Source organism: Bradyrhizobium sp. CCBAU 51753, assembly GCF_015291565.1.
Taxonomy (GTDB): Bacteria; Pseudomonadota; Alphaproteobacteria; order Rhizobiales; family Xanthobacteraceae; genus Bradyrhizobium; species Bradyrhizobium ivorense.
The window spans coordinates 8,133,653-8,155,755 of record NZ_CP030037.1 but is presented as its reverse complement, the minus strand read 5'-3'; the positions used below and the strand labels follow the sequence as shown (position 1 = coordinate 8,155,755).

The following is a 22,103-nucleotide window of genomic DNA, read 5'->3' as shown; positions in this document are numbered from 1 at the left end:
CGCCGCTATCACTCCCGTCATCCCCGCGCAAAGGCGAAGCCTTTGTCGCTGGAGGTGCGAGCTCTTGCGAGCCTCGAAGGATGCACGGCCCGGCTGTCGGCCGATTCATCCTTCGAGGCTCGCCGAAGAGGCTCGCACCTCAGGATGACGGGATTAAGAAGTGTAGCCCGGATGCAGCGCAGCGAAATCCGGGGTCTCTCCCCGCGACATGACCGTCCCGGATTGCGCTTCGTTGCATCCGGGCTACGGCACCTTTGATTGTGGCCGGGGGTAACAAACCCAAATCCGCCTCGTATCAGTTGGTGCGAACGACTTTCTCCCCGAAGGTCAGGAGCGTGGGAATACCGCCGACGCTCCGGTGTTCGTGAATCCGCCAGCCGATCCCCGGAGGACATCATGCCAAAATCGCCCCTGTTCGCGGCGCTGCTCGCCGTTGCTTTCACGTCTGTCGCATCCGCGCAGCAGCCGCCGACGGTGCGGATCCGCGGCACCATCGAGGCCGTCGACGGCGCGATGCTGTCGATCAAGTCGCGCGACGGCGCCGACATGAAGGTGCGCACCACCGACAACGTCGCGGTGTTCGGCGTCGCCAAGACCGATCTGTCGGAGATCAAGCCCGGCTCCTATATCGGCATCACCGCGATGCCGGAGCCCGACGGGACGCAGAAGGCGATCGCAGTGCACATCTTTCCGGAGAACCAGCGCGGCGCCGCCGAGGGTTTTCGTCCCTGGGACCTGCGCGCCAACTCGACCATGACCAACGCCACCGTCGCCGAGACGGTGGAGGGCACCGACGGCCAGAACATTTTGGTGAAGTACAAGGACGGTGAGAAGAAAGTCGTGGTACCGCCGGGCACGCCGGTCGTGACCTTCGTCGCCGGCGACAAGTCGGAGCTGAAGCCCGGCGCCCAGATCATCATCTTCGGCGCGGCGAAGAAGGAGGATGGCACGCTGGAAGCCAACCGCGTCAATGTCGGCCGCGACGGCATCACGCCGCCGATGTGACCATTCTTACCCTCTCCCCCTGTGGGAGAGGGTCGCTTCGCGCAGCGAAGCGGGGTGAGGGGTTGTCTCCGCGGATAGAGACCCCTCATCCGTCGCGGACTACGTCCGCGCCACCTTCTCCCACAAGGGGAGAAGGGAAGAGGAGCGCGTAGCCCGGACGCAGGGGAGCGAAATCCGGGGTTCGTTCCGCGGAAAGACTGTCCCGGATTGCGCTGCGCTCCATCCGGGCTACGTCGGCCTCACACCGCCAGCACGTGATCGTCGATCTCGGCAATGGTGTTGACGCCGCAGAGCCCCATCGTGGTGGTGAGCTCCTTCGCCAGGATGTCGATCGCCTTGGCGACGCCGGCCTCGCCGCCGGCGCCAAGGCCGTAGGCATAGGCGCGGCCGATCATGCAGGACTTTGCGCCGAGCGCGAGCGCGCGCATGATATCCATGCCGGTGCGGATGCCGCCGTCGAACATGATCTCGAGCTGCGAGCCGACCTCGTCGACGATTTCCGGCAGCACCTCGATCGAGGACGGTGCGCCGTCGAGCTGGCGGCCGCCATGGTTGGAGACCACGATCGCCTGTGCGCCGCTCTTGGCGGCGATCTCGGCGTCCTCGACATCGAGGATGCCTTTCAGGATCAGCTTGCCCGGCCAGATCGAGCGGATCCAGTCGATGTCCTTCCAGTTCAGCGTGGTGTCGAACTGCGACGCGGTCCAAGCCGCCAGCTTGGTGAGATCCTCGGTGTCTTTGACGTGGCCGACGATGTTGCCAAAGCTGCGGCGCTTGCCGCGCATCACGCCGGCGACCCAGGACGGCTTGCTGGCAAAGTCGATCAGTTTCGACAGCGACCATTCCGGCGGCACCGTCATGCCGTTCTTGATGTCCTGGTGCCGCTGGCCGATCACCTGGAGGTCGACGGTCAAGACTAGCGCCGAGCATTTGGCGGCGATCGCGCGCTCGATCAGCGACTTGATGAAGCCGCGATCCTTCATGACGTAGAGCTGGAACCAGAACGGCTTGTCGACCGCGGCTGCGATCTCCTCGATCGAGCAGATCGACATCGTGCTCTGGGTGAAGGGAATGCCGGCCGCCTGCGCGGCGCGGCAGGCGTGGATTTCGCCATCGCCGTGCTGCATGCCGAGCAGGCCGACCGGCGCCAGGATCAGCGGCATCGCGGACGGCTCGCCGAGAATCGTGGTCGACAGATTGCGCTTGGAGACGTCGACCAGGATGCGCTGGCGGAACTTGATCTGCTGCAGGTCCGCCGAGTTCGCGCGCAGCGTGTCCTCGGTGTAGGAGCCGCGGTCGGCGTAATCGAAAAACGCGCGCGGCACCCGCCGCTTGTGCAGCTGGCGCAGGTCTTCGATGCAGGTAATGTGCTTCATGGGCGTTCCCGGGGGCCTTCTTCTTGATCGCAAATCTTGCGGGTTCGAGGTCTCGTCGTCATCTACCATGGTTGAACCGCTTGCCAAATCGGAGCGAAGCGAAACCACGATGGAGAGCGCGATGACGGCATCAGGCGCCAAGCCGAAAGCGGATCAGAGCGCGGAAAAGCGCCGCCTCGACGAAGCCCTGGAAGAGGGGCTGGAGGAGACGTTTCCGGGTTCCGACCCCGTCAATGTCACCCAGCCGGCGCCCAGCAAGGGCGACCAGCACGTCCGGCGCAGCGACAAGGAATAGCGGCGCAGGTTCAGGCCAGGCTTGCGTATCAGACAATAAGGGTATATTTTTCAAAGTCTTAGGCGCGAGCCGCGTGGTTCGATCGCCGTAATGATTCATCATATTTTTTGAAGTCATTTTAGCGCCTGGCAGTCTATAAGGCCGATGCACGCTAGACTGGTGGGCGTTCGGGGCTCTCTCGCCATCCGATTCGAGGGGCCCGTCTTGGGGGATACATGAGCCGCAAATATTTCGGGACCGACGGGATTCGGGGCCGCGCCAATGGACTGATCACGCCGGAGCTGGCGCTCAAGGTGGGGCAGGCCGCGGGCCTGGTGTTTCAGCGTGGCGACCATCGCCATCGCGTCGTGATCGGCAAGGACACACGGCTGTCCGGCTACATGATCGAATACGCCATGGTTGCGGGCTTCACCTCGGTCGGCATGGACGTGCTGCTGCTCGGCCCGATGCCGACGCCGGCGGTCGCGATGCTGACCAAGTCGATGCGCGCCGATCTCGGCGTCATGATCTCGGCCTCGCACAATCTGTTCGAGGACAACGGCATCAAGCTGTTCGGCCCGCAGGGCTTCAAGCTGTCCGACGATGTCGAGAAGCAGATCGAGCAGCTGCTCGACGAATCGCTCGACCGCCGCCTGGCGCAGAGCGCGAGCCTCGGCCGCGCCCGCCGCATCGACGGCGTCCATGACCGCTACATCGAATTCGCCAAGCGCACGCTGCCGCGCGATCTCTCGCTCGAGGGCCTGCGCGTCGTGATCGACTGCGCCAATGGCGCCGCCTACAAGGTGGTGCCGGAGGCGCTGTGGGAGCTCGGCGCCGATGTGGTGCCGATCGGGGTCGAACCCGACGGCTTCAACATCAACAAGGAATGCGGCTCGACCTCGCCGGAGGCGCTGGCAAGGAAGGTGCGCGAGATGCGCGCCGACATCGGCATTGCGCTCGATGGCGACGCCGACCGCGTCATCCTGGTCGACGAGCGCGGCCATCTGGTCGACGGCGACCAGCTGCTCGCGGTGATCGCGCAGAGCTGGAAGGAAGACGGCCGGCTTGCCAAGCCCGGCATCGTCGCCACCGTGATGTCCAATCTCGGGCTGGAGCGCTTCCTGCAGGGCCAGGGGCTGCAGCTGATCCGCACGCCGGTCGGCGACCGCTACGTGCTCGAGCAGATGCTCACCGGCGGCTATAACCTCGGCGGCGAGCAGTCCGGCCACATCATCCTGTCCGACTACGCCACCACCGGCGACGGTTTTGTCGCCGCGCTGCAGGTGCTCGCGGTGGTGCAGAAGCTGCGCCGCCCGGTCTCCGAAGTGTGTCGCCGCTTCGATCCGCTGCCGCAGATCCTGAAGAACGTGCGCTATCGCTCGGGCAAGCCGCTCGACAACGCCGAGGTCAAGTCCGCGATCACCGACGGCGAGAAGCGCCTCAACGGCCATGGCCGTCTGCTGATCCGCCCCTCCGGCACCGAGCCGGTGATCCGTGTGATGGGCGAGGGCGACGACCGCATCCTGGTCGAAGAGGTCGTCGACAACATCGTCACCGCACTCGGCCACGCCGCCGCGGCGTAGAGTCCGCTGTCCGATCATCAGCTTGCCAATTCCGTCATCCTGAGGTGGCCGCTTCTTCAGCGGCCCTCGAAGGATGCACGGCCCGGCTGTTGCCGCTGTGAGAGCCGGGCCGTCGACCCTTCGAGACGCCTGCTGCGCAGGCTCCTCAGGGTGACGGTGTTGGTTTGCTCAGCTTGCTCGGTGTCATCACCCGGCTTGACCGGGTGATCCAGTATTCCAGAGACGCCGGTGATAGAAGCGAGAGGCCGCGGCGTACTGGATCGCCCGGTCCATGTGCGCAATTGCGTACAGGCCGGGCGATGACAGCGGTGGGTGAGGACAAAGCTTCACATCCTCTCAGGGTGACGGTGAGAGAGGGCTCGCGGCGTTCCAGCCGAAGATGCCGAACGCGATCGCTATAGCGGCTCGCTCCGGCGCGGCACCCTCTCGTTAATCACTCGCTAACAGATGCGGCTCGGTGCGCCGCAAACCCTTCGTCTCCGTCAAGACATCGTTAGCACTTGTGGCGCGCTTGCCATCTTTCGCGCTGCGTGCGCCGCGATTTATGGACCCATAAGCACGGCCTGCGAAAAAAGGTCAGAGAAAATCAACCTTAAAAATTAGGGTTAAGTGCCGCTTAAACATTTGCTGCCATCGTCCAGCCCGTGAGTTTCAGACGTGGGGCTTTCGTTGTCGCCTCACCGGCCAACAAAGGACGAAGCCAATGCGTAGCGTAAAGTCTCTGATTGCCGCCGGCGCGGCATCCCTGCTGTCCTCGGCGGCGTTCGCCGCCGACATGCCCATCATGCCGCCGCCTCCGATGGCGTATGCACCGCCGCCGGTTCAGCAGGATTTTGGCGGCTGGTATTTGCGCGGCGACATCGGCATGACCAACACCCAGGGCAGGCTGCACGTCAACGCCTACGACACGCTGCCGGCCGGCGCGACGATCAACCACCTTGGCCACAGCTTCGACAGCGGCATGGTCTACGGCCTCGGCGTCGGCTATCAGTTCAACAACTGGTTCCGCGCCGACATCACCGGTGAGTATCGCTCCAAGGTGAGCTTCAACGGCACCGACTTCGCAACCTTCCCGACCAACCCGCTCGCCGACGCCTATCACGGCGGTTATCAGGCCTGGGTCGGCCTCGTGAACGTCTACGCCGATCTCGGCACCTGGTGGTGTCTGACGCCGTTCATCGGCGCCGGTGTCGGTGCCGCGTCGATCAAGACCACGGCGTTCTCCGATGTCGCCACCTTCCCGAGCGGGTCCGGTCTCACCGGCACCTTCGTCGCGGACGGCGCCACCAAGACCAATTTGGCCTGGGCGGTGCACGCCGGTGTCGCCTACAAGGTCACCAACAACTTCACCGTCGAACTGGCCTACCGCTATCTCGACATGGGCACGGCCAAGCACGGCAATGGTCGCTCGTTCGACGGCACCAACACCGGTCCGTCCTCGTTCGAGTTCCGCGACCTGACCTCGCAGGACGTCAAGCTCGGCGTGCGCTTCGCTCTGCCGTGCTGTGACGTGCCGCCCCCGCCGCCGCCCCCGCCGCTGATCCGCAAGGGTTAATTTCCGGCCTTCACGGTTAACGATTGCCGACGGCGCGGGAGCACCCCGCGCCGTTTTGCATTTGGTGCGCCATCGCGCAGCCGTGCAACGCAGCAAGTCAAAAGCGGCCGGCGACAACGATTGGTTAAGGTTAACAGGCGATGATCAACGCGTAGTTCGTGGGGTTGGATGGAGCGTTTGGGATGCGCAGGTTCTTGCTGGCAGCGATGATGTTCGGAGCGGTGACCGCTGCGCAAGCTGCGGATCTTTCCGAGCTTCCGGTTTTGCGCGGCTCGTACAGCGATGCGCCGCGAACCACCAACTGGGCCGGCTTCTATGTCGGCGGCCAGGGCGCCTATGGATCGTCGAACGAGAATTTCTCGGGGACCAACACCAACCTGCTCACGCCGCTGCTCGACCACAACGTGATCCAGCAGATGGACGTCGCGAACTGGAATCTCGGGCTCGGCAAGGTGTCACAGCATGGCTCGGCGTTTGGCGGCTTTGCCGGCTACAACTGGCAATTCGAAGACGTGGTCGTCGGTGCCGAGGTGAGCTACCTGCACGGCAACTTCGGCGGCACTTCGACTGCGAGCAAGGAGTTGATCAGCAGCACGGCGCTGACCGACAGCTTCTTCCACGACGTGCGCGTCGATTCGACCGCGTCGATCAAAATTACCGACATGGCCACGTTCCGCGGCCGCGCCGGCTATGCCTGGGGCTGCTTCCTGCCCTACATCTTCGGTGGCGTCGGCTTCGGCAATGCCAACATCTCGCGCTCCGTGACCATCTACGATTCCATCAGCACCTCCGCGCTGGGCCCGTTCTCGGCGCCGTTTGTCAACGGCGCGACCGACGTCCGGCACAACAACCTGGTGGTCGGCTACAGCGGCGGCCTCGGCATCGATATCAGCCTGATGGCCGGCCTGTTCATGCGTGCCGAGTGGGAATACGCGCGCTATACCACCGTCGTCGACACCAGCATCAATACCGTGCGCCTCGGTCTCGGCTACAAGTTCTGACGCGCTGCCGCTGCGGCGTGCCGGCGAACGGCGCGGCTGACCGGATGCCGCAGCCGTCATGCACAATCAATCATCGACGCGCCCGCTCCGTTGTGTGAGCATGATTTCGCGCGGCAGGTTCGCCGCCGGATATCGCCCTGGGGAGCGCAATCGCATGAAGATCTACGGCGACAGCAATTCGGGCAATTGCCTGAAGGTGAAATGGGTCTGCGACCGGCTGGCGTTGCCCTACAGCTGGATCGAGATCGACACCCTGAAGGGCGGCAGCCGGACACCGGAATTCCTCGAGCTGAACGGCTGGGGGCAGGTGCCGACGGTCGAACTCGACGACGGCCGCACGCTGGCGCAGTCCAACGCCATCATCCGCTATCTCGCGCGCGGCAGCGATCTGGTTCCCGCCGACCCCTATCGTGCGGCGCAGATGGATGCCTGGATGTTCTGGGAGCAGAACACCCACGAGCCCTATGTCGCGGTCTGCCGCTTCCATATCGTGTATCTCGGCAAGGCCGTCGCCGAGCTCGATCCCAACCTGGTGAAGCGCGGCTACGCGGCGCTCGATCATCTGGAGCGGCATCTCGCCGGCACGCGCTTCCTGGTCGGCGAGGCGTTTTCGCTCGCCGACGTCTCGCTCGTCGCCTATACCCGCGTGGCGCATGAGGGCGGCCTCGACCTCGACCGCTATCCCGTGATCCGCCGCTGGATCGCCGATGTCGAGCGCGTGCTCGGCCTGCCGCCGGCGCGCTGAGATCTGACCAGGACTGCCAAGGACCACCATGACCGAAGCTGCATCGATCACGATCCGCCGCGCCCGCCGCGAGGATGTCGCCGCGATTGTCGGCATGCTCGCCGACGATCCGCTCGGCAGCGGACGCGAGCGGATCGAGGATCCGCTGCCGGAACTCTACTATCGGGCCTTCGAGCGGGTCGATCGCGATGCCAATGTGCAGCTCGTCGTCGCCATTGACGGCGAGGGCGCCGTGGTCGGCTGCCTGCAGCTCGCCGTGATGCCGGGCCTCAGCTCGCAAGGCACCTCGCGTGGCCTGCTTGAGGACGTTCGCGTCGCCAAGCACTGCCGCAGCCGCGGCATCGGCGAGCTATTGGTGCAGTGGGCGGTCACCGAGGCGCGGGCGAAAGGCTGTGGGCTCGTCGAGCTCCTGACGCATCAAACGCGTGTCGACGCGCAGCGCTTTTACGAACGTCTTGGTTTCGCGCGCAGCCATCTCGGCATGACGCTGCGCTTTTGAAATGCGTGCGTGAAGTTGTGTTTTCTCGCCTGCGATGCCTGCGGTAGTTGTCGCTCTGCGTTCCGGTTAAGGAGCAATAAACTACGCCCGCCTCCGTAATTTTACGGCCAGGAACGACTGGGCTATGTCAGCGTCTCCCATCGGGCGCGGCGGCAGCTTGGGGATTTCAGATGCCAAATTACTCAATCGTGCGGCTCGGCAACGAGTACATCGTACAGGCCGGCGAGAAGAGCATTCTGAAAATATCCAGCCGGCGCAAGGCGGTTAAGCTCATGACGCTGGCGGCAGATCTGCTCGATCAGGAGCTGATGCAGCAGGCCGAGCAATCCCCATCAATCAGCCGTGATCCCCCCGTCCATCCCGACGTATCTGAACTTCCTTGACGCTTTAGCGCCTTTCCAATATCTCCGGCGGCGGGAAACCTCTCCCCACCGAGAGGCAGCTATCTGGAAGGGTAGATTATGACTGCAGCGAAGCCCGCTTCGCGGCCTCACGTGCCGCATTTTTCTTCCGGCCCCTGTGCCAAGCGCCCCGGCTGGAACCCCGACAATCTCAAGGACGCCGCCCTCGGCCGCTCGCATCGTGCGAAGGTCGGCAAGGCCAAGCTCAAGCTCGCGATCGAACTGACGCGCGAAGTGCTTGAGGTGCCGGCCGATTACAAGATCGGCATCGTCCCGGCCTCAGATACCGGCGCGGTCGAAATGGCGCTGTGGTCGCTGCTCGGCGCGCGGCCCGTCACCACGCTCGCCTGGGAATCCTTCGGCGAGGGCTGGGTCAGCGACATCGTCAAGGAATTGAAGCTCAAGGACGTCACCAAGCTCAACGCGGCCTACGGTGAGATCCCCGACCTGTCCAAGGTCGATCCCGCTTCCGATGTCGTTTTCACCTGGAACGGCACCACCTCCGGCGTGCGCGTGCCGAACGCCGACTGGATCAGCGCGACCCGCGAAGGCCTCACGATCTGCGACGCCACCTCGGCCGCCTTCGCGCAGCCGCTGGACTTTGCCAAGCTCGATGTCGTCACCTTCTCCTGGCAGAAGGCGCTCGGCGGCGAGGCCGCGCACGGCATGCTGATCCTCTCCCCGCGCGCGGTGGAACGGCTCGAGACCTACAAGCCGGCCTGGCCGCTGCCCAAGATCTTCCGCCTCACCAAGGGCGGCAAGCTCAACCAGGGCATTTTCGAGGGCGAGACCATCAACACGCCGTCGATGCTGTGCGTCGAGGACTATCTCGACGCGCTGAACTGGGCGAAGTCGATCGGCGGCCTCAAGGCGCTGATCGCGCGCGCCGACGCCAACACCAAGGCGCTCGCCGACTGGAAGGCGAAGACGCCGTGGATCGATTTCCTGGCAAAGGATCCCGCGATCCGCTCCAACACCTCGGTGTGCTTGAAGTTCACCGATCCCGCGATCACCTCGCTTCCCGCGGATGCGCAGGCCGACTTCTGCAAGAAGCTGGTCGCGCTGGTGGAGAAGGAGAACGCCGGCTTCGACTTCGCGTATTACCGCGATGCGCCGGCGGGCCTGCGGATCTGGTGCGGCGCCACCGTCGAAGCCAAGGACGTCGAGCTGCTGACACAGTGGATCGACTGGGCCTTTGCCGAGACCAAGGCCGCGCTGCCCAAGGCAGCCTGATTTTCCCCTAGTCACCTCTCCCCGTTCTTACGGGGAGAGGTCGGCGCATAGCGCCGGGTGAGGGGCCTCTCTCCGCTCACGCTGGCGTTGGTGGCCGCCCCTCACCCCGACCCTCTTCCCGTAAGAACGGGGAGAGGGAGAAGTGATCAGAGACTTCACCCCGTTGGTCCAGGACGCCCGCGCGCTGCAGGGCGAAGGAACATCCAAATGTCAAAACCCAAAGTTCTCATTTCCGACGCGCTGTCCCCGGCCGCCGTGCAGATCTTCAAGGATCGTGGCATCGAGGTCGACTTCCAGCCCAACCTCGGCAAGGACAAGGAAAAGCTTGCCGAGATCATCGGCAACTATGACGGGCTGGCGATCCGCTCGGCCACCAAGGCGACCGCCAAGCTGATCGAGAAGGCGAACCGGCTGAAGGTGATCGGCCGCGCCGGCATCGGCGTCGACAATGTCGAGATCCCGGCGGCGACCGCCAAGGGCATCATCGTGATGAACACGCCGTTCGGCAATTCGATCACGACCGCCGAGCATGCCATCACCTTGATGCTGGCGCTGGCGCGCGAGATCCCGCAGGCCGACGCCTCGACCCAGGCCGGCAAGTGGGAGAAGAACCGCTTCATGGGCGTCGAGATCACCGCCAAGACGCTGGGCGTGGTCGGCTGCGGCAATATCGGCTCGATCGTCGCCGACCGCGCGCTCGGCCTGCGCATGAAGGTGATCGCGTTCGACCCGTTCCTGTCGCCGGAGCGCGCCAAGGACATCGGCGTCGAGAAGGTCGAGCTCGACGAGCTGTTGAAGCGCGCCGATTTCATCACGCTGCACACGCCGCTCACCGAGAAGACCAAGAACCTGATTGACGCTGCCGCGATCGCCAAGATGAAGCAGGGTGTGCGCATCATCAACTGCGCCCGCGGCGGCCTGGTCGACGAGCAGGCGCTGGTCGACGCGCTGAACTCCAAGCATGTCGCGGGCGCCGCCTTCGACGTGTTCGTCGAGGAGCCGGCGACCTCGAACGTGCTGTTCGGTCATCCCAACGTGATCTGCACCCCGCATCTCGGCGCCTCCACCACGGAAGCGCAGGAGAACGTCGCGCTGCAGGTCGCCGAGCAGATGTCGGACTATCTGCTGTCCGGCGCGATCTCGAACGCGGTGAACTTCCCCTCGATCACGGCGGAAGAGGCGCCGAAGCTGAAGCCGTTCATCGAGCTCGCCGAGAAGCTCGGCTCGTTCGCCGGCCAGCTCACCGAGAGCGGCATCATCAAGACCCAGATCACCTATGAGGGCCACGTCGCCGAGATGAAGATCAAGGCGATCACCTCGGCGGTGCTGTCCGGCCTGCTGCGGCCGATGCTCGGCGAGGTCAACGTGGTGTCGGCGCCGGTCGTCGCCAAGGAGCGCGGCATGGTGGTGGACGAGATCGTCCGCGCCGCGCAGAGCGACTATGAGAGCCTGATCACGGTCACCGTCACCACCGAGCGGCAGGAGCGTTCGGTGTCGGGCACCGTCTATGCCGACGGCAAGCCGCGCCTCGTCGACATCAAGGGCATCCGCATCGACGCCGAGTTCGGCAAGTCGATGATCTACGTGACCAACGAGGACAAGCCGGGCTTCATCGGCGCGTTCGCGGGCCTGCTCGGCGATGCCAAGATCAACATCGCGACCTTCCATCTCGGCCGCGTCAAGCAGGGCGGCGACGCCATCGCGCTGGTCGAGGTCGACGGCTCCGTGCCGGCCGATGTGCTCGCCAAGGTGCAGGCGCTGCCGCAGGTGAAGCAAGCCAAGGCGCTGACGTTCTAACCCGGATCGTAGGGTGGGTTAGCGCAGCGTAACCCGCCGTTCCAACATCGAAGAGGTGGGTTACGCCTTCGACTAACCCACCCTACGAAAACGGAGAGCGTTTCAAACAGACCGATATTCCGATCTGCGGAACACGACGCCGTCTCCGGCCCCGGAGGCGGCTTTTGCCGTTCCGGGGCCGCTGGTATTCCTGTTGTGCCGGCCGAAATTAGGTGTACGAAGGCGTCAAGACGCGCCACTATCCGGCGATCTCAGAGGGAGAAAACAATGCGTGAAGCCGTAATCGTTTCCTATGCGCGCACCGGCCTGGCGAAGTCCGGCCGTGGCGGATTCAACATCACCGCGCCGATGTCGCTGGCCGCGCACGCGATCCATCATGCCGTCGATCGCGCCGGCGTCGCCAAGGACTATGTCGAGGACTGCTATCTCGGCAATTGCGCGCATGGCGCGCCGAACATCGGCCGCCAGGCCGCGCTGCTCGCCGGCCTGCCGAAGACCACCGCCGGCGTCTCGGTCAATCGCTTCTGCTCGTCGGGCCTGCAGACCATCGCGATGGCCGCCAACAGCATTCGCTCCGACGGCTCCGACTGCATCGTCGCCGGCGGCGTCGAGAGCATCTCGATCCCGGGCGGCGGCACGCCGAAGGAATCGATCGATCCGGACCTGCTGAAGACCGCGCCCGACATCTTCATGGCGATGATCGACACCGCCGATATCGTCGCCGAGCGCTACAAGGTCTCGCGCGAATACCAGGACGAGTATTCGCTGGAGTCGCAGCGCCGCATGGCCGCCGCGCAGCAGGCCAACAAGTTCACGGACGAGATCGTCCCGATGAAGACCAAGATGAAGGTGGTCGACAAGGCGACCAAGGCCGAGTCGATCGTCGACTACGTGGTCGATCGCGACGAGTGCAACCGTCCCGAGACCACGCTGGAGGGCCTCGCCAAGCTCGAGCCGGTGAAGGGTCCGGGCAAGTACATCACCGCCGGCAATGCCAGCCAGCTCTCCGACGGCGCCGCCGCTGTGGTGCTGATGGAAGCCAAGGACGCCGAGAAGCGCGGCCTCAACCCGATGGGCCGTTTCGTGGCCTGGGCCTCGGCCGGCTGCGAGCCCGACGAGATGGGCATCGGCCCGGTGTTTGCCGTGCCGAAGCTGTTGAAGCGCCACGGCCTGAAGATCGACGACATCGACCTCTGGGAGCTCAACGAGGCCTTCGCCAGCCAGTGCCTCTATTCGCGCGACCAGCTCGGCATCGATCCGGAGAAGTACAACGTCAACGGCGGCTCGATCGCGATCGGCCACCCCTTCGGCATGACCGGCGCCCGGCTCACCGGCCACCTGCTGCAGGAAGGCCGTCGCCGCAAGGCCAAGTGGGGCGTCGTGACCATGTGCATCGGCGGTGGCCAGGGCGGCGCCGGCCTGTTCGAGATCTACAGCTGAGCGCCTGACCGCGCCTGTTGTCTGAGACGTTGCGGCCCGGCGGATCACGCCGGGCCGTTTTCATTGTCACAGGGTGACGAGATTAGGTTGAGCCGGAGCGACATCGGAGGTTTACCTCTCCCCGCCGGGGAGAGGTGGACCGAACCCGCGGTCAAACAGATTCAACCTAACTTCATCCCGCCTTGGTCGTTATGATGCCGGCTCTACCCGGCCGGAGCTGCCGGCGGCAGCTCGCCGAATTCGAGCGCGGCGACCAGCTCGAGCGTCTGCCGCAGTTCGGCCGCCTGCCGCGCACCAAAGGCGGCCTCGAACCGGTCCTGGGCCTGCCGCCAGGCGTCCTGCGACTCCGCAAGTTTGCTCTCGCCGCGTTTGGTCAGCCGAACCCGCTTGCTGCGGCGGTCATCCTTGTCGGCAGCAACGGTGACGAGGCCGTCGCGCTGCAGCGGCTTGAGATTGTGGGTGAGGGCGGTGCGGTCGAGCACCAATGCAGCGGCGAGCTCGCCGATCGTCGACGATTGCGATCGCGCAACATGGACCAGAATGGCCCGCTGCGTACCGCGCAGCCCTGACGGCGCAAGGATCTCGTCATAAAGCTGCGACACCCGCCGCGTCGCCTTGCGGAACGCGGTCAGATTGCACCTGGTCGTGTCCATCCTTGCCATCGATTGTCTCCAAAGCGTGCTTGACAATTACATGCATATGCACCTATTGGCAATAGATGCATATGCACATAAATTGGAGGCCGTGATGTCGGAAGTGGATGCGGAGACGATCGAACTGCCGGCGGCTCCCGCGGAACGGCCGCGCCGGCGTAGAGCAACGGCATCCCCGCGGCTGGTGCTCGCCATCGTCTCGGTCGGCATCTGCCTCGCCAACCTCGACCTCTTCATCGTCAATGTCGGGCTGCCGAACATCGCCCAGGAGTTCCGCGCTGCCTCGCTGGAGGACCTGTCCTGGATCCTCAACGGCTATGCGATCGCCTATGCCGCGCTGCTGGTGTTCTTCGGCCGGCTCGCCGAGCGGCACAGCCGCAACTTAAGCTTTCTGCTCGGCGTTGCGCTGTTCACGGCCGCGTCCGCGGCGTGCGCGCTGGCGCGCAATGTCGAATTTTTGGTGATCGCGCGGGTCGCGCAGGCCGCCGGCGCGGCGTTGATGACGCCGACGTCGATCGGCCTCTTGCTGGCCTCATTCCCCGCCGAGCAGCGTGCCGGCGCGGTGCGCACCTGGACCGCGATCGGCGGGCTTGCGGCGGCGCTCGGACCGCTGGTCGGCGGGCTGCTCGTGACCTTCGACTGGCGCTGGATCTTCATCGTCAACGTTCCGATCGGCATTGTTGCGATCGTAATCGGCTGGCTGAAACTGCCCGAGGTGCCCGGCCACGACGTGCCGCGGCCGAACCCATGGGCGGCGCTGCTGGTGACCTGCGGCATCGGTGCGCTGACCTTTGCGATCGTGAAGGCGAACGACTGGGGATGGGGCTCGCGCGGCATTGTTCTTGGCTTTGCCGTTGCGGCAATCTGCCTCGCCGCGTTCATTCGGCACTGCTTCAGCTCGAAGAATCCGTTCGTCGATCCTGCGCTGTTCGCGGTGCGGCCGTTCACTGGCGCGTCGCTGGTGATGGCGCCGTATTCGGCGGCGTTCGGCGCCATGCTGTTCTCCGTCGCGTTGTGGGATCAGACGGTGTGGGGCTGGTCGGCGCTGCAGACCGGGCTTGCGATCGCGCCGGGTCCGCTGCTGGTGCCGGTCACCTCGCTGCTGTTTGCCGGGCGCCTGATCGCGCGATTTGGCGCGGCCGCCGTGGTTGCCGCCGGCATTTTCTCCTTCGCGACCGGCGTCGTCATCTGGGCCACCCTGATGGGCGCGGAGTCCAACGTGCCGGCGGTTGTCGTGGGCATGATGCTGATCGGCGTCGGCGTTGGATTGACCTTCCCGACCCTGATGGGCGTCGGTGCCGGATCGCTGCCGCCTTCCTCGTTTGCGACCGGCTCCGGCGTGATCAACATGATCCGGCAGGCGGCGCTGGCGATCGGCGTCGCGATCGCGGTCGCGATCCTGGCGACACCGGTCACGATGACTGACCGGATCGCCGCATTCCAGCGCGGCTGGTGGATCATGGCGGCCATCACCATTGCCGCCCTCGTGCCGAACTATCTCTTCATCCGGCGCAAAACGGGACACTGACCGGCAAAACCATCGCGGCGCCACGCCGCGGCCGCGGCGCCGCCTTGCCGGCGCCGCACGGAATCCTCAATCGAACCAGTTCCTTCCTCGCCGCGTCTCACGCACGAGAAGCGGTGCGCCTGCGCAGCCGGCGCATCCCGACATCTCGCGCGATGCGTACTTCGGAGGGATATCATGCGATTGATTGCCAACTGTCTCGTGACCACCAGCCTGGCGCTGGTGACTGCGCTGGTTGCCGGCCCGCTGCAGGCGGCCGATCTCGATGCGGCGTCGCAGGTCGACGCCGTGACCGTCTATCCCGATGGCGCGAGCGTCACCCGCGTCATCACCCTCGACCTGCCCGCCGGCGACAACACGCTCGTCGCCAGGGATTTTCCTGTCGGTCTCGATCCGTCCTCGCTGCGCGTCGAAGGTGACGCGGGCGCAAGGCTCACGATCGGCGCGATCGACGCGCGCCCGCCGCGTCCAGTACCGCCGGCGAACCTGCCCGAGATCGACAAGCGCATCGAGGCGCTGAAGGATCAGCGCGATGATCTTGAAGGCATCATCAAGTCGGCAGAGGCGCGCCGCAAATTCGCCGAGCGCTTTGCCGAGGTCTCGCCGGTCGGCATCGGCGAGAAGGGCGAGGCGCGCCCGGTGAGCGAGTGGCGTGCCGCGTTCTCCGCCGTCGGCGACGAGGTCGCCGCCGCCGACAATGCGATCCGCGACGCCCGGCGCAAGCAGCGCGAGATCGACCGCGACGTTCAGCGGCTCGAAGCCGATCGCGCCGCCAAGCCGTCGAGCAAGTTCGAGGTCAGGATCGAGCTCGCTTCCGCGGCTGCGACCCGCGCGAACCTGCGCGTGACCTATGCGGTACGCGGCGCCCGCTGGGTCCCGCTCTACGACGCCCGCCTCGATACCGGCGCGAAGGATCGCAAGCCTGCGATCGAGTTGGTGCGCCGCGCCGAGATCACCCAGTCGACCGGCGAGGACTGGTCGAATGTGGCGCTCGCCGTTTCCACCGTGCGCGTCGCGCGCGGCGGCAACGCGCCGGAGCTCGGCTCGCTGGTCGTGCAGTACCCGCAGGTGCCGCGGCCGATGGCGGCGGGCAAGCTCCTCGACAGCGTGCCGCAGCGGGCCATGCCGATGTCGGCAGCCGAGCCGGCCGAGAACGCCATGGCGAAGCGCGCGGACGAACGCGAGGCGGTGGCCGAGGTCGGCGCGTTCCAGGCCACCTTCAAGATTCCGGGCCGCGTCAGCGTCGCGGCCAATATGGGCCCGAAAAACCTGCGCATCTCCACCGCGACGATCACCCCCGATCTCGCGATCCGTGCCGCGCCGGCGATCGATCCGACCGCGTTCCTCGAAGCCAGCTTCGTGCAGGCCGACGACGTGACACTGCTGCCGGGGCAGGTGTCGATCTACCGCGACGGCATCTTTGTCGGCCGCAGCCGGATGGCCGCGACCGCCAAGGACGAGACGGTGCGGCTCGGCTTCGGCGCCGACGACAAGGTCAAGATCGAGCGCACGGTGGTGAAGCGCAACGAGGGCTCAGCCGGGCTGATCGTGACGACGTCGAAGACCGACGAGCGCGCGTTCAAAACCACGGTGCGCAACGGCCACGATTTCCCGATCAAGGTCGCGATCCAGGACCAGCTGCCGGTCAGCGAGAGCGAGGAGATCGTAGTCGAGATGCTGTCCTCGTCGACGCCTGCAACCAGCACCAACCTGCGCGACAAGCGCGGCGTGCTGGAATGGGCATTCGAGGCCAAGCCGGGCGAGGTCAAAGAGATCAATTTCGCCTGGCGGATGCGCTGGCCCAAGGACAAGGGCGTCGTGATGGTGCCGGCGGGCTAGAGGGGCGCCCTCAGACGCCGTCATTGCGAGGAGCGATGAGGCAATCCATGTCTGCGCTTGCAGCGAGATGGATTGCTTCCGCCTTCGCCAAGGCTACGGCGAACAAGTCGCTTCGCTCGCAATGACGTGGATGGAGCCGCGTAAGAACTCCATCACCGTCATCCTGAGGTGCGAGCCTCTTCGGCGAGCCTCGAAGGATCGACGGCCACCAGCCGGGCCGTGCATCCTTCGAGGCTCGCCCAGCGGCGCAAGTGCGCCGCAAGGCTCGCACCTTCAGCGACAGAGGCGACGCCTTTTGCGCGGGGATGACGGGTTTGGTAGTGGAGCGCTTAGTTTGCACCGCGTGACGGGATGTGGACGAGGTGGCGCGATTCACCTCGCCCCGCTTGCGGGGAGAGGTCGGATCGCATCGTCAGATGCGATCCGGGTGAGGGGGAGTCTCCGCGAGTCCGTCCGGCAGTATTGTTGCGGAAGTAGCCCCTCACCCCGACCCTCTCCCCGTGAAGAACGGGGGAGAGGGAGTGGAGAGAGCGAACCTCACTTCGCCTTCAGGAAATCGCCGACCTCGAGCAGCACGAACTCGTCGTCATCGGCCTTGTTGGGATCGCGGCTCGAGGAGAACGGCAAGTTGTTGTCGTTGCCGACGATAATGTGGGTGTCGTCGACCCGGTCGACGTTCTCGATGGTGAAGAACGGGAAGGTGTAGACGCCGTCGTTGAGCGGCTTCTTCGCCTTGTGGTCGGGATCGCGGATCTTCAGGAGGTCGATATAGGCGATCTTGCGCACCGGCTTGCCGACATTGGCGTCGGACAGCTCGATCTTGTAGACGCGCTTGAATTTGGCGAGATCGGGAAAGCAGCTCTCGCCGCGCTGGCCTTGCGGGCACGCCTTGTCGGCGGTGCCTTCGCCATTGTCGCGCTCGATCACCAGGCCCGCCGTCGGATCGATCATGTTGAAGTCGCCGATCGCATTGCCGTTCTGCTCGAACACATACTGCCAGTAGCGGCCGGTGAATTTTTCCGCGGCGACGTCGAATTCGAGGATGCGCGAGGCTTCCTTGCCGTCGACCTTCTCCCAGTCCTTCTTCTCGGCATCCCACAGCGGTCCTTCAAGAAGACCGTACAGGAACTTGCCGTCCTTCGAGGCGGCAAAGCCCTCATAGCCCTTGGAGCGGCGCAAATTGACGTTGGTGTAGCTGGCGCCCGGCGCACCGGGCGACTGCACCGCCCAGTGATCCGGCGAGCGCACCGGCTTGCCGTCGGCGACGGTCTCGAACACGGCGAGGATCTTGCCGGTCTTGTCCGCCTTCAGCACGTAGGGCCCGAACTCGTCGCCGATCCAGAACGTGTCGTTGATGATCTGGAATCCTTCGGTGTCGAAATCGGCGCCGGTGAGGTAACGCTTGGCGGTGTCCTCATGCACGATGCGGAACGGCACCTTCTTGTCGGGATCGTGCAGGAACACGGTCTCCTGGCGCTCGATCTTGCCGCTCGCCCAGTCGATCTTGTGCCGGTTGAGATACAGCATCGAGTCGGCCGAGTTGTAGCGCGAGCCCATGCCGTTGTCGGTGATCACCCAGAACGAGCCGTCGGGCATCACCTTGATGCCGGAATGGCCCTGCAGCGGCTGGCCCTTGAACGGCAGCGACACGCCGGTCGGCCGCTCATAGGATTTGCCCATCACGGTGCCGATCGTGTCGACGCGCTTGCCGGTGGTGTATTTGCCCGACGTCTTCAGGTCCGCGGGCGCGTCCGCCGGCGCCTCGATGAAGCTCTCGGCCGGCATCACGGCGTGTCCCGCCAGCGTCGCCGGAAATTCGCCTTCGCCTTGCGCGAACGCGGCGGTGGCAAGCAGCACGGATGCGACGGAGCAGAGCAGTGACAGGCGCATGGTTGATCTCCCCAGAGGATAAACGATGCGGTGTTCTCGGAGGTGGCTGTGACAGCCGCCTGACAGATTTATGAACGGCGCCGCTTGTCACCGAATAAGGGTTGCGGCGTTAGGTCGCCTCCCATCTATCCAACGTGGGTTGGGGATTCAGACCGGCCGCATGGTCTGCGGCAGCAAGAACGGCACTCCCTGCTCGGTGTGCGCGATCGCAGCGTCGATCTCGAAGATCTGCCGGATGGTTTCCGGCCGCATCGCGGCGGCGCGGTCGCCGTCGATGGCGAGCCGGCCGCGATGCAAGAGCAGGATGCGGTCGGCAAACCGCATCGCCAGGTTGAGGTCGTGCAGGATCGCGATCACGGCGGTGCCTTGGGCGGCGCGCCGTCGCGCAGTCTCGACCAGATCGATCTGATACCGCAGATCGAGGCTCGACGTCGGCTCGTCCAGCAGCAGCAGGCCCGGACCGTGGCGCGCCTCGCCGCAGGCCAGCTGCACCAGCACGCGGGCGAAGTGCGCGCGCTGCTGCTCGCCGCCCGACAGCGTCGGCAATTGCCGCGCGCGAAAATCTGCAAGCCCGACCTCGTCGAGCGCCGCCTCGACCAGCCCGCGCGCCGCGGCGCGTGAACGCTCGCCGGCGCCCATCGTGACGATTTCTTCCACCGTGAACGGGAAGCTGACGTGGACATGTTGCGACAGCATGGCGCGATGCTGCGCCAGCTCGCGCGGCCGATAGGCGTGGAGCTCGCGCTGCTTGAGCCGGATCGTGCCGCGCGAAGGTCTGAGATCGCCGGACAGCATCCGCAGCAAGGTCGACTTGCCGGCGCCGTTCGGTCCCACAATTGCGACCATCTCGCCGGCGCCGACCTGCAGCGAGATGTCATCGACCAGCGTGGCGCCGCCGACCGTCATCGATACCGATTGCGCCGCGAGCAGCGCGCTCATAGCGCGACCAGGGTGCGCTGGCGCAGCAGCATGGCGAGGAAGAACGGGGCGCCGATCGCCGCGGTCAAAATGCCGATCGGCATTTCCGCGGGCGCCACGATGGTGCGGGCCACCGTGTCGGCGCCGACCAGCAGGATCGCGCCAAGAATCGCGGAGGCCGGCAGCAGCAGGCGATGCGCCGGCCCGATCACCAGCCGCAACAGATGCGGCACCACGATGCCGACAAAGCTGATCACGCCGCAGACCGAGACCGCGACGCCGGTCATCGTCGACACCAGCACGATCGAGATCCGCTTCAACCGCTCGACGTCGACGCCGCTGTGAAACGCTTCGGCCTCGCCGAGCACCAGCACGTCGAGCCCGCGCGCGATCGAGAGGCAGGCGATCAGCGCGATCGCCAGCACCGGCGCCAGCGTCGTCAGCTTGCTCCAGGTCGCGCCGCTCAGCGAGCCCAGCAGCCAGAAGGTGATGTCGCGGAGCTGGCGGTCGTCGGCGACGAACACCAGAAGCCCGATGCCGGCATTGGCGATCGCGGCGAGCGCGAGGCCCGCCAGCAGGAAGATCGCGATCGAGGTGCGCCCGCCGCGGCTGGCGATGCCATACAGCACGATGGTGGTGATCAGCGAGCCGGCGCAGGCGGCGACCGGCAGCAACTGGTGCTGGATGAACTGCAGGCTTGCGCCGAGGTGGCTGTCGGTGAGCACGATCGCCGCTGCCGCGGCAAACGCGCCGCCGGAGGAGACGCCGACCAGCGCGGGATCGGCGAGCGGATTGCGGAACAGGCCCTGCATGATGGCGCCCGACATCGCCAGCAGCCCGCCGACCATCGCGGCGGCCGCGATGCGCGGGATGCGGATCGACCACACCACGAGCTGGTCGCGCGCCAGCAGCGGGCCCGCCGCGCCATCGCTCCACAGCCCGAGCGCGGCCGGCAGCCGCGCCAGCGGAATGCCGGCGGCGCCGACAGTCAGCGCAATCAGCGCGGTGCCGATGAGTGCCGCAAGCAGGCAGAGCAGGGTGAGCGCCGCCGCCGGCCGCAGCGATAGTCCGGCCCGGCGGTGTCCCTCGTGCGCGCCGCGCTCGGCCACCACGCTCATTGCCGGCAGTTCGCGGTCAGCGCGGCCGGCCTGAAACTTTCAGCCTGCGACGCCAGCGCCGGATAGAGCTTGATCGAGAGGTCGCGCGCCGCGGCGGCGGTGCGCGGGCCGAAGCCGAGCAGATAAAGTCCTTCCATCGAGATGAAAGCCTTGTTGGCCGCGACCGGCGTCAGCGCAAAGGCCGGATGCGCGAACACCGCATCGGCATTGAGCGAATCCTTGCCGCGCTCGATCGACAGCACGACGTCGGGCTTCGCCGCCACGATGGCCTCGTCGTTGAGCGGCTTGTAGCCGTCATAACCGTCGATGGCGTTGACGGCGCCGGCGAGCTGGATGATTTCGTCCGCCGCGGTCTTGTGGCCCGCCGCCATCGCGCGGCCGCCCACCATCGACATCACGAACATCACCCGCACCGGTTGTGTCACTCTGGCGCGCAGCGTGCGCAGCTGCGCGAGATCGCCTTCGACTGCCGCGGAGAGACAGGCGGCGCGCGGATCGGCGCCCATCGCGTGGCCGACCAGCCTGATCTTCTCGATCAGCCCGGCCTCGGAGAATGTCTCGGGCACCAGCACCAGCGGCACCTTGGCGGCCTCCAGCACGTCCATGGTCTCTTTCGGCCCGGAGCCCTGCACTGCCAGCACCAGCGAGGGATGCAGCCCGAGCACGCCCTCCGCCGAGAGCTGGCGCATGTAGCCGACGTCCGGCTTGTCGCGCAGCGCCGACGGCGGATAGAGGCTGGTCGCATCGACGCCGGCGATGCGGTCCGCGAAGCCGAGCGCATAGAGGATCTCGGTGATCGCGCCGCCGATCGAGACGATCCGCGACGGGTCGTTGATCACGACGTCGCGGTCGCGTGCATCGTGCACCGTGATGCCTTCGGCGATGGCCGTGCCTGGTGGCAGCAGGCAGAGAGCGAGCAAAGCGAGCGTGCGGCAAATTGTCATCGATGATGTCACTTGGTCAGGATCAGCTTGTTTTGCGAGGTCAGCCGCAGCCGGTAGCTTTCCTCGCCATGTGCGATGATGATCTCGCGCTCGGTCGTGAACAGGTCGCGGCTGTCGAGACGATTTCCCCGCATGATGAGCGTCTTGGTTGCCTCGGATGGGTTCTCCGCATGGCCGCCGGCTGCGCCGATATTGTCTCCGGAAGTGGCCGACATTGTGCTGGTGCTGCGCCTTGAAATCTTCAAATGTTGCCTGCTTGTATAAGCGGGCAACGCCGCATTCCAACGGCCGCACTTTACAATCGATG

Annotated in this window: 20 protein-coding genes; 13 read left to right on the top strand and 7 right to left on the bottom strand. The window is 65.6% G+C overall.

What is annotated here, in order from left to right; translation table 11 throughout:
- The first annotated feature begins 396 nt into the window (after nt 1-396).
- Entirely contained in the window at nt 397-1,005 is a 609-nt protein-coding gene (locus XH93_RS37420) for a hypothetical protein (RefSeq protein ID WP_194471307.1), read from the top strand.
- 239 nt (nt 1,006-1,244) lie between these two features.
- Here XH93_RS37420 and XH93_RS37415 read toward each other — a convergent pair whose 3' ends face one another.
- The gene (locus tag XH93_RS37415; RefSeq protein WP_139864791.1) at nt 1,245-2,381 is read right to left on the bottom strand and encodes an alpha-hydroxy acid oxidase; all 1,137 of its coding nucleotides are present in this window, start codon (nt 2,379-2,381) and stop codon (nt 1,245-1,247) included.
- A 121-nt stretch (nt 2,382-2,502) separates the two neighbouring features.
- On the opposite strand from XH93_RS37415, the gene XH93_RS37410 reads away from it, so the two are divergent.
- The 10 genes from XH93_RS37410 to XH93_RS37365 all read left to right on the top strand — a co-directional run bounded on the left by XH93_RS37410 (nt 2,503) and on the right by XH93_RS37365 (nt 12,909).
- Complete coding sequence (locus XH93_RS37410) at nt 2,503-2,676, top strand: hypothetical protein (RefSeq protein WP_172627132.1); 174 nt, start codon at nt 2,503-2,505, stop codon at nt 2,674-2,676.
- Nucleotides 2,677-2,891: 215 nt separating this feature from the next.
- Nucleotides 2,892-4,238 carry a phosphoglucosamine mutase gene (glmM, locus tag XH93_RS37405; protein ID WP_139486387.1) on the top strand — a complete coding sequence of 449 codons (1,347 nt, stop codon included), beginning with the start codon at nt 2,892-2,894 and terminating at the stop codon, nt 4,236-4,238.
- 703 nt (nt 4,239-4,941) lie between these two features.
- Complete coding sequence (locus tag XH93_RS37400; RefSeq protein ID WP_172628405.1) at nt 4,942-5,793, top strand: outer membrane protein; 852 nt, start codon at nt 4,942-4,944, stop codon at nt 5,791-5,793.
- Between the two features lie 182 nt (nt 5,794-5,975).
- Nucleotides 5,976-6,794 (top strand): outer membrane protein, encoded by an 819-nt coding sequence (locus XH93_RS37395; RefSeq protein WP_172628404.1) that lies wholly within the window; start codon nt 5,976-5,978, stop codon nt 6,792-6,794.
- 154 nt (nt 6,795-6,948) lie between these two features.
- Nucleotides 6,949-7,539: a glutathione S-transferase family protein gene (locus XH93_RS37390; protein ID WP_172627129.1), complete on the top strand. Its 591-nt coding sequence runs from the start codon at nt 6,949-6,951 to the stop codon at nt 7,537-7,539.
- Between the two features lie 28 nt (nt 7,540-7,567).
- The gene (locus tag XH93_RS37385) at nt 7,568-8,038 is read left to right on the top strand and encodes a GNAT family N-acetyltransferase (protein ID WP_172627128.1); all 471 of its coding nucleotides are present in this window, start codon (nt 7,568-7,570) and stop codon (nt 8,036-8,038) included.
- A gap of 170 nt (nt 8,039-8,208) precedes the next feature.
- Nucleotides 8,209-8,421 (top strand): hypothetical protein, encoded by a 213-nt coding sequence (locus XH93_RS37380; protein ID WP_139864787.1) that lies wholly within the window; start codon nt 8,209-8,211, stop codon nt 8,419-8,421.
- A gap of 78 nt (nt 8,422-8,499) precedes the next feature.
- Entirely contained in the window at nt 8,500-9,672 is a 1,173-nt protein-coding gene (locus tag XH93_RS37375) for a phosphoserine transaminase (protein ID WP_139864786.1), read from the top strand.
- A gap of 207 nt (nt 9,673-9,879) precedes the next feature.
- Complete coding sequence (serA, locus tag XH93_RS37370) at nt 9,880-11,469, top strand: phosphoglycerate dehydrogenase (RefSeq protein ID WP_194471306.1); 1,590 nt, start codon at nt 9,880-9,882, stop codon at nt 11,467-11,469.
- A 267-nt stretch (nt 11,470-11,736) separates the two neighbouring features.
- Nucleotides 11,737-12,909, top strand: a complete 1,173-nt coding sequence (locus tag XH93_RS37365) for an acetyl-CoA C-acyltransferase (RefSeq protein WP_194471305.1) — start codon at nt 11,737-11,739, stop codon at nt 12,907-12,909.
- 203 nt (nt 12,910-13,112) lie between these two features.
- Here the strand turns inward: XH93_RS37365 and XH93_RS37360 are convergent, their stop codons facing one another.
- Nucleotides 13,113-13,571, bottom strand: a complete 459-nt coding sequence (locus tag XH93_RS37360; protein ID WP_194471304.1) for a MarR family winged helix-turn-helix transcriptional regulator — start codon at nt 13,569-13,571, stop codon at nt 13,113-13,115.
- Nucleotides 13,572-13,656: 85 nt separating this feature from the next.
- On the opposite strand from XH93_RS37360, the gene XH93_RS37355 reads away from it, so the two are divergent.
- Together XH93_RS37355 and XH93_RS37350 are read left to right on the top strand one after the other, a co-directional pair.
- Complete coding sequence (locus XH93_RS37355; protein ID WP_194471303.1) at nt 13,657-15,090, top strand: MFS transporter; 1,434 nt, start codon at nt 13,657-13,659, stop codon at nt 15,088-15,090.
- Nucleotides 15,091-15,264: 174 nt separating this feature from the next.
- On the top strand, nt 15,265-16,926 hold the full coding sequence (locus tag XH93_RS37350) for a mucoidy inhibitor MuiA family protein (RefSeq protein WP_194471302.1): 1,662 nt from the start codon (nt 15,265-15,267) through the stop codon (nt 16,924-16,926).
- 537 nt (nt 16,927-17,463) lie between these two features.
- Here XH93_RS37350 and XH93_RS37345 read toward each other — a convergent pair.
- The 5 genes from XH93_RS37345 to hemP all read right to left on the bottom strand — a co-directional run bounded on the left by XH93_RS37345 (nt 17,464) and on the right by hemP (nt 22,011).
- Nucleotides 17,464-18,816: an esterase-like activity of phytase family protein gene (locus XH93_RS37345; RefSeq protein ID WP_194471301.1), complete on the bottom strand. Its 1,353-nt coding sequence runs from the start codon at nt 18,814-18,816 to the stop codon at nt 17,464-17,466.
- Between the two features lie 147 nt (nt 18,817-18,963).
- Nucleotides 18,964-19,755: a heme ABC transporter ATP-binding protein gene (locus tag XH93_RS37340; protein WP_194471300.1), complete on the bottom strand. Its 792-nt coding sequence runs from the start codon at nt 19,753-19,755 to the stop codon at nt 18,964-18,966.
- Nucleotides 19,752-20,852: an iron ABC transporter permease gene (locus XH93_RS37335; RefSeq protein WP_194471299.1), complete on the bottom strand. Its 1,101-nt coding sequence runs from the start codon at nt 20,850-20,852 to the stop codon at nt 19,752-19,754. The genes XH93_RS37340 and XH93_RS37335 overlap by 4 nt, the downstream gene beginning before the upstream one ends.
- Nucleotides 20,849-21,796, bottom strand: a complete 948-nt coding sequence (locus tag XH93_RS37330) for a hemin ABC transporter substrate-binding protein (RefSeq protein ID WP_194471298.1) — start codon at nt 21,794-21,796, stop codon at nt 20,849-20,851. Before XH93_RS37330 ends, XH93_RS37335 begins: the two co-directional genes overlap by 4 nt.
- A gap of 8 nt (nt 21,797-21,804) precedes the next feature.
- A complete protein-coding gene (hemP, locus tag XH93_RS42625) occupies nt 21,805-22,011 on the bottom strand; it encodes a hemin uptake protein HemP (protein WP_139486347.1) in 207 nt (68 codons plus the stop codon).
- Between the last annotated feature and the right edge of the window lie 92 nt (nt 22,012-22,103).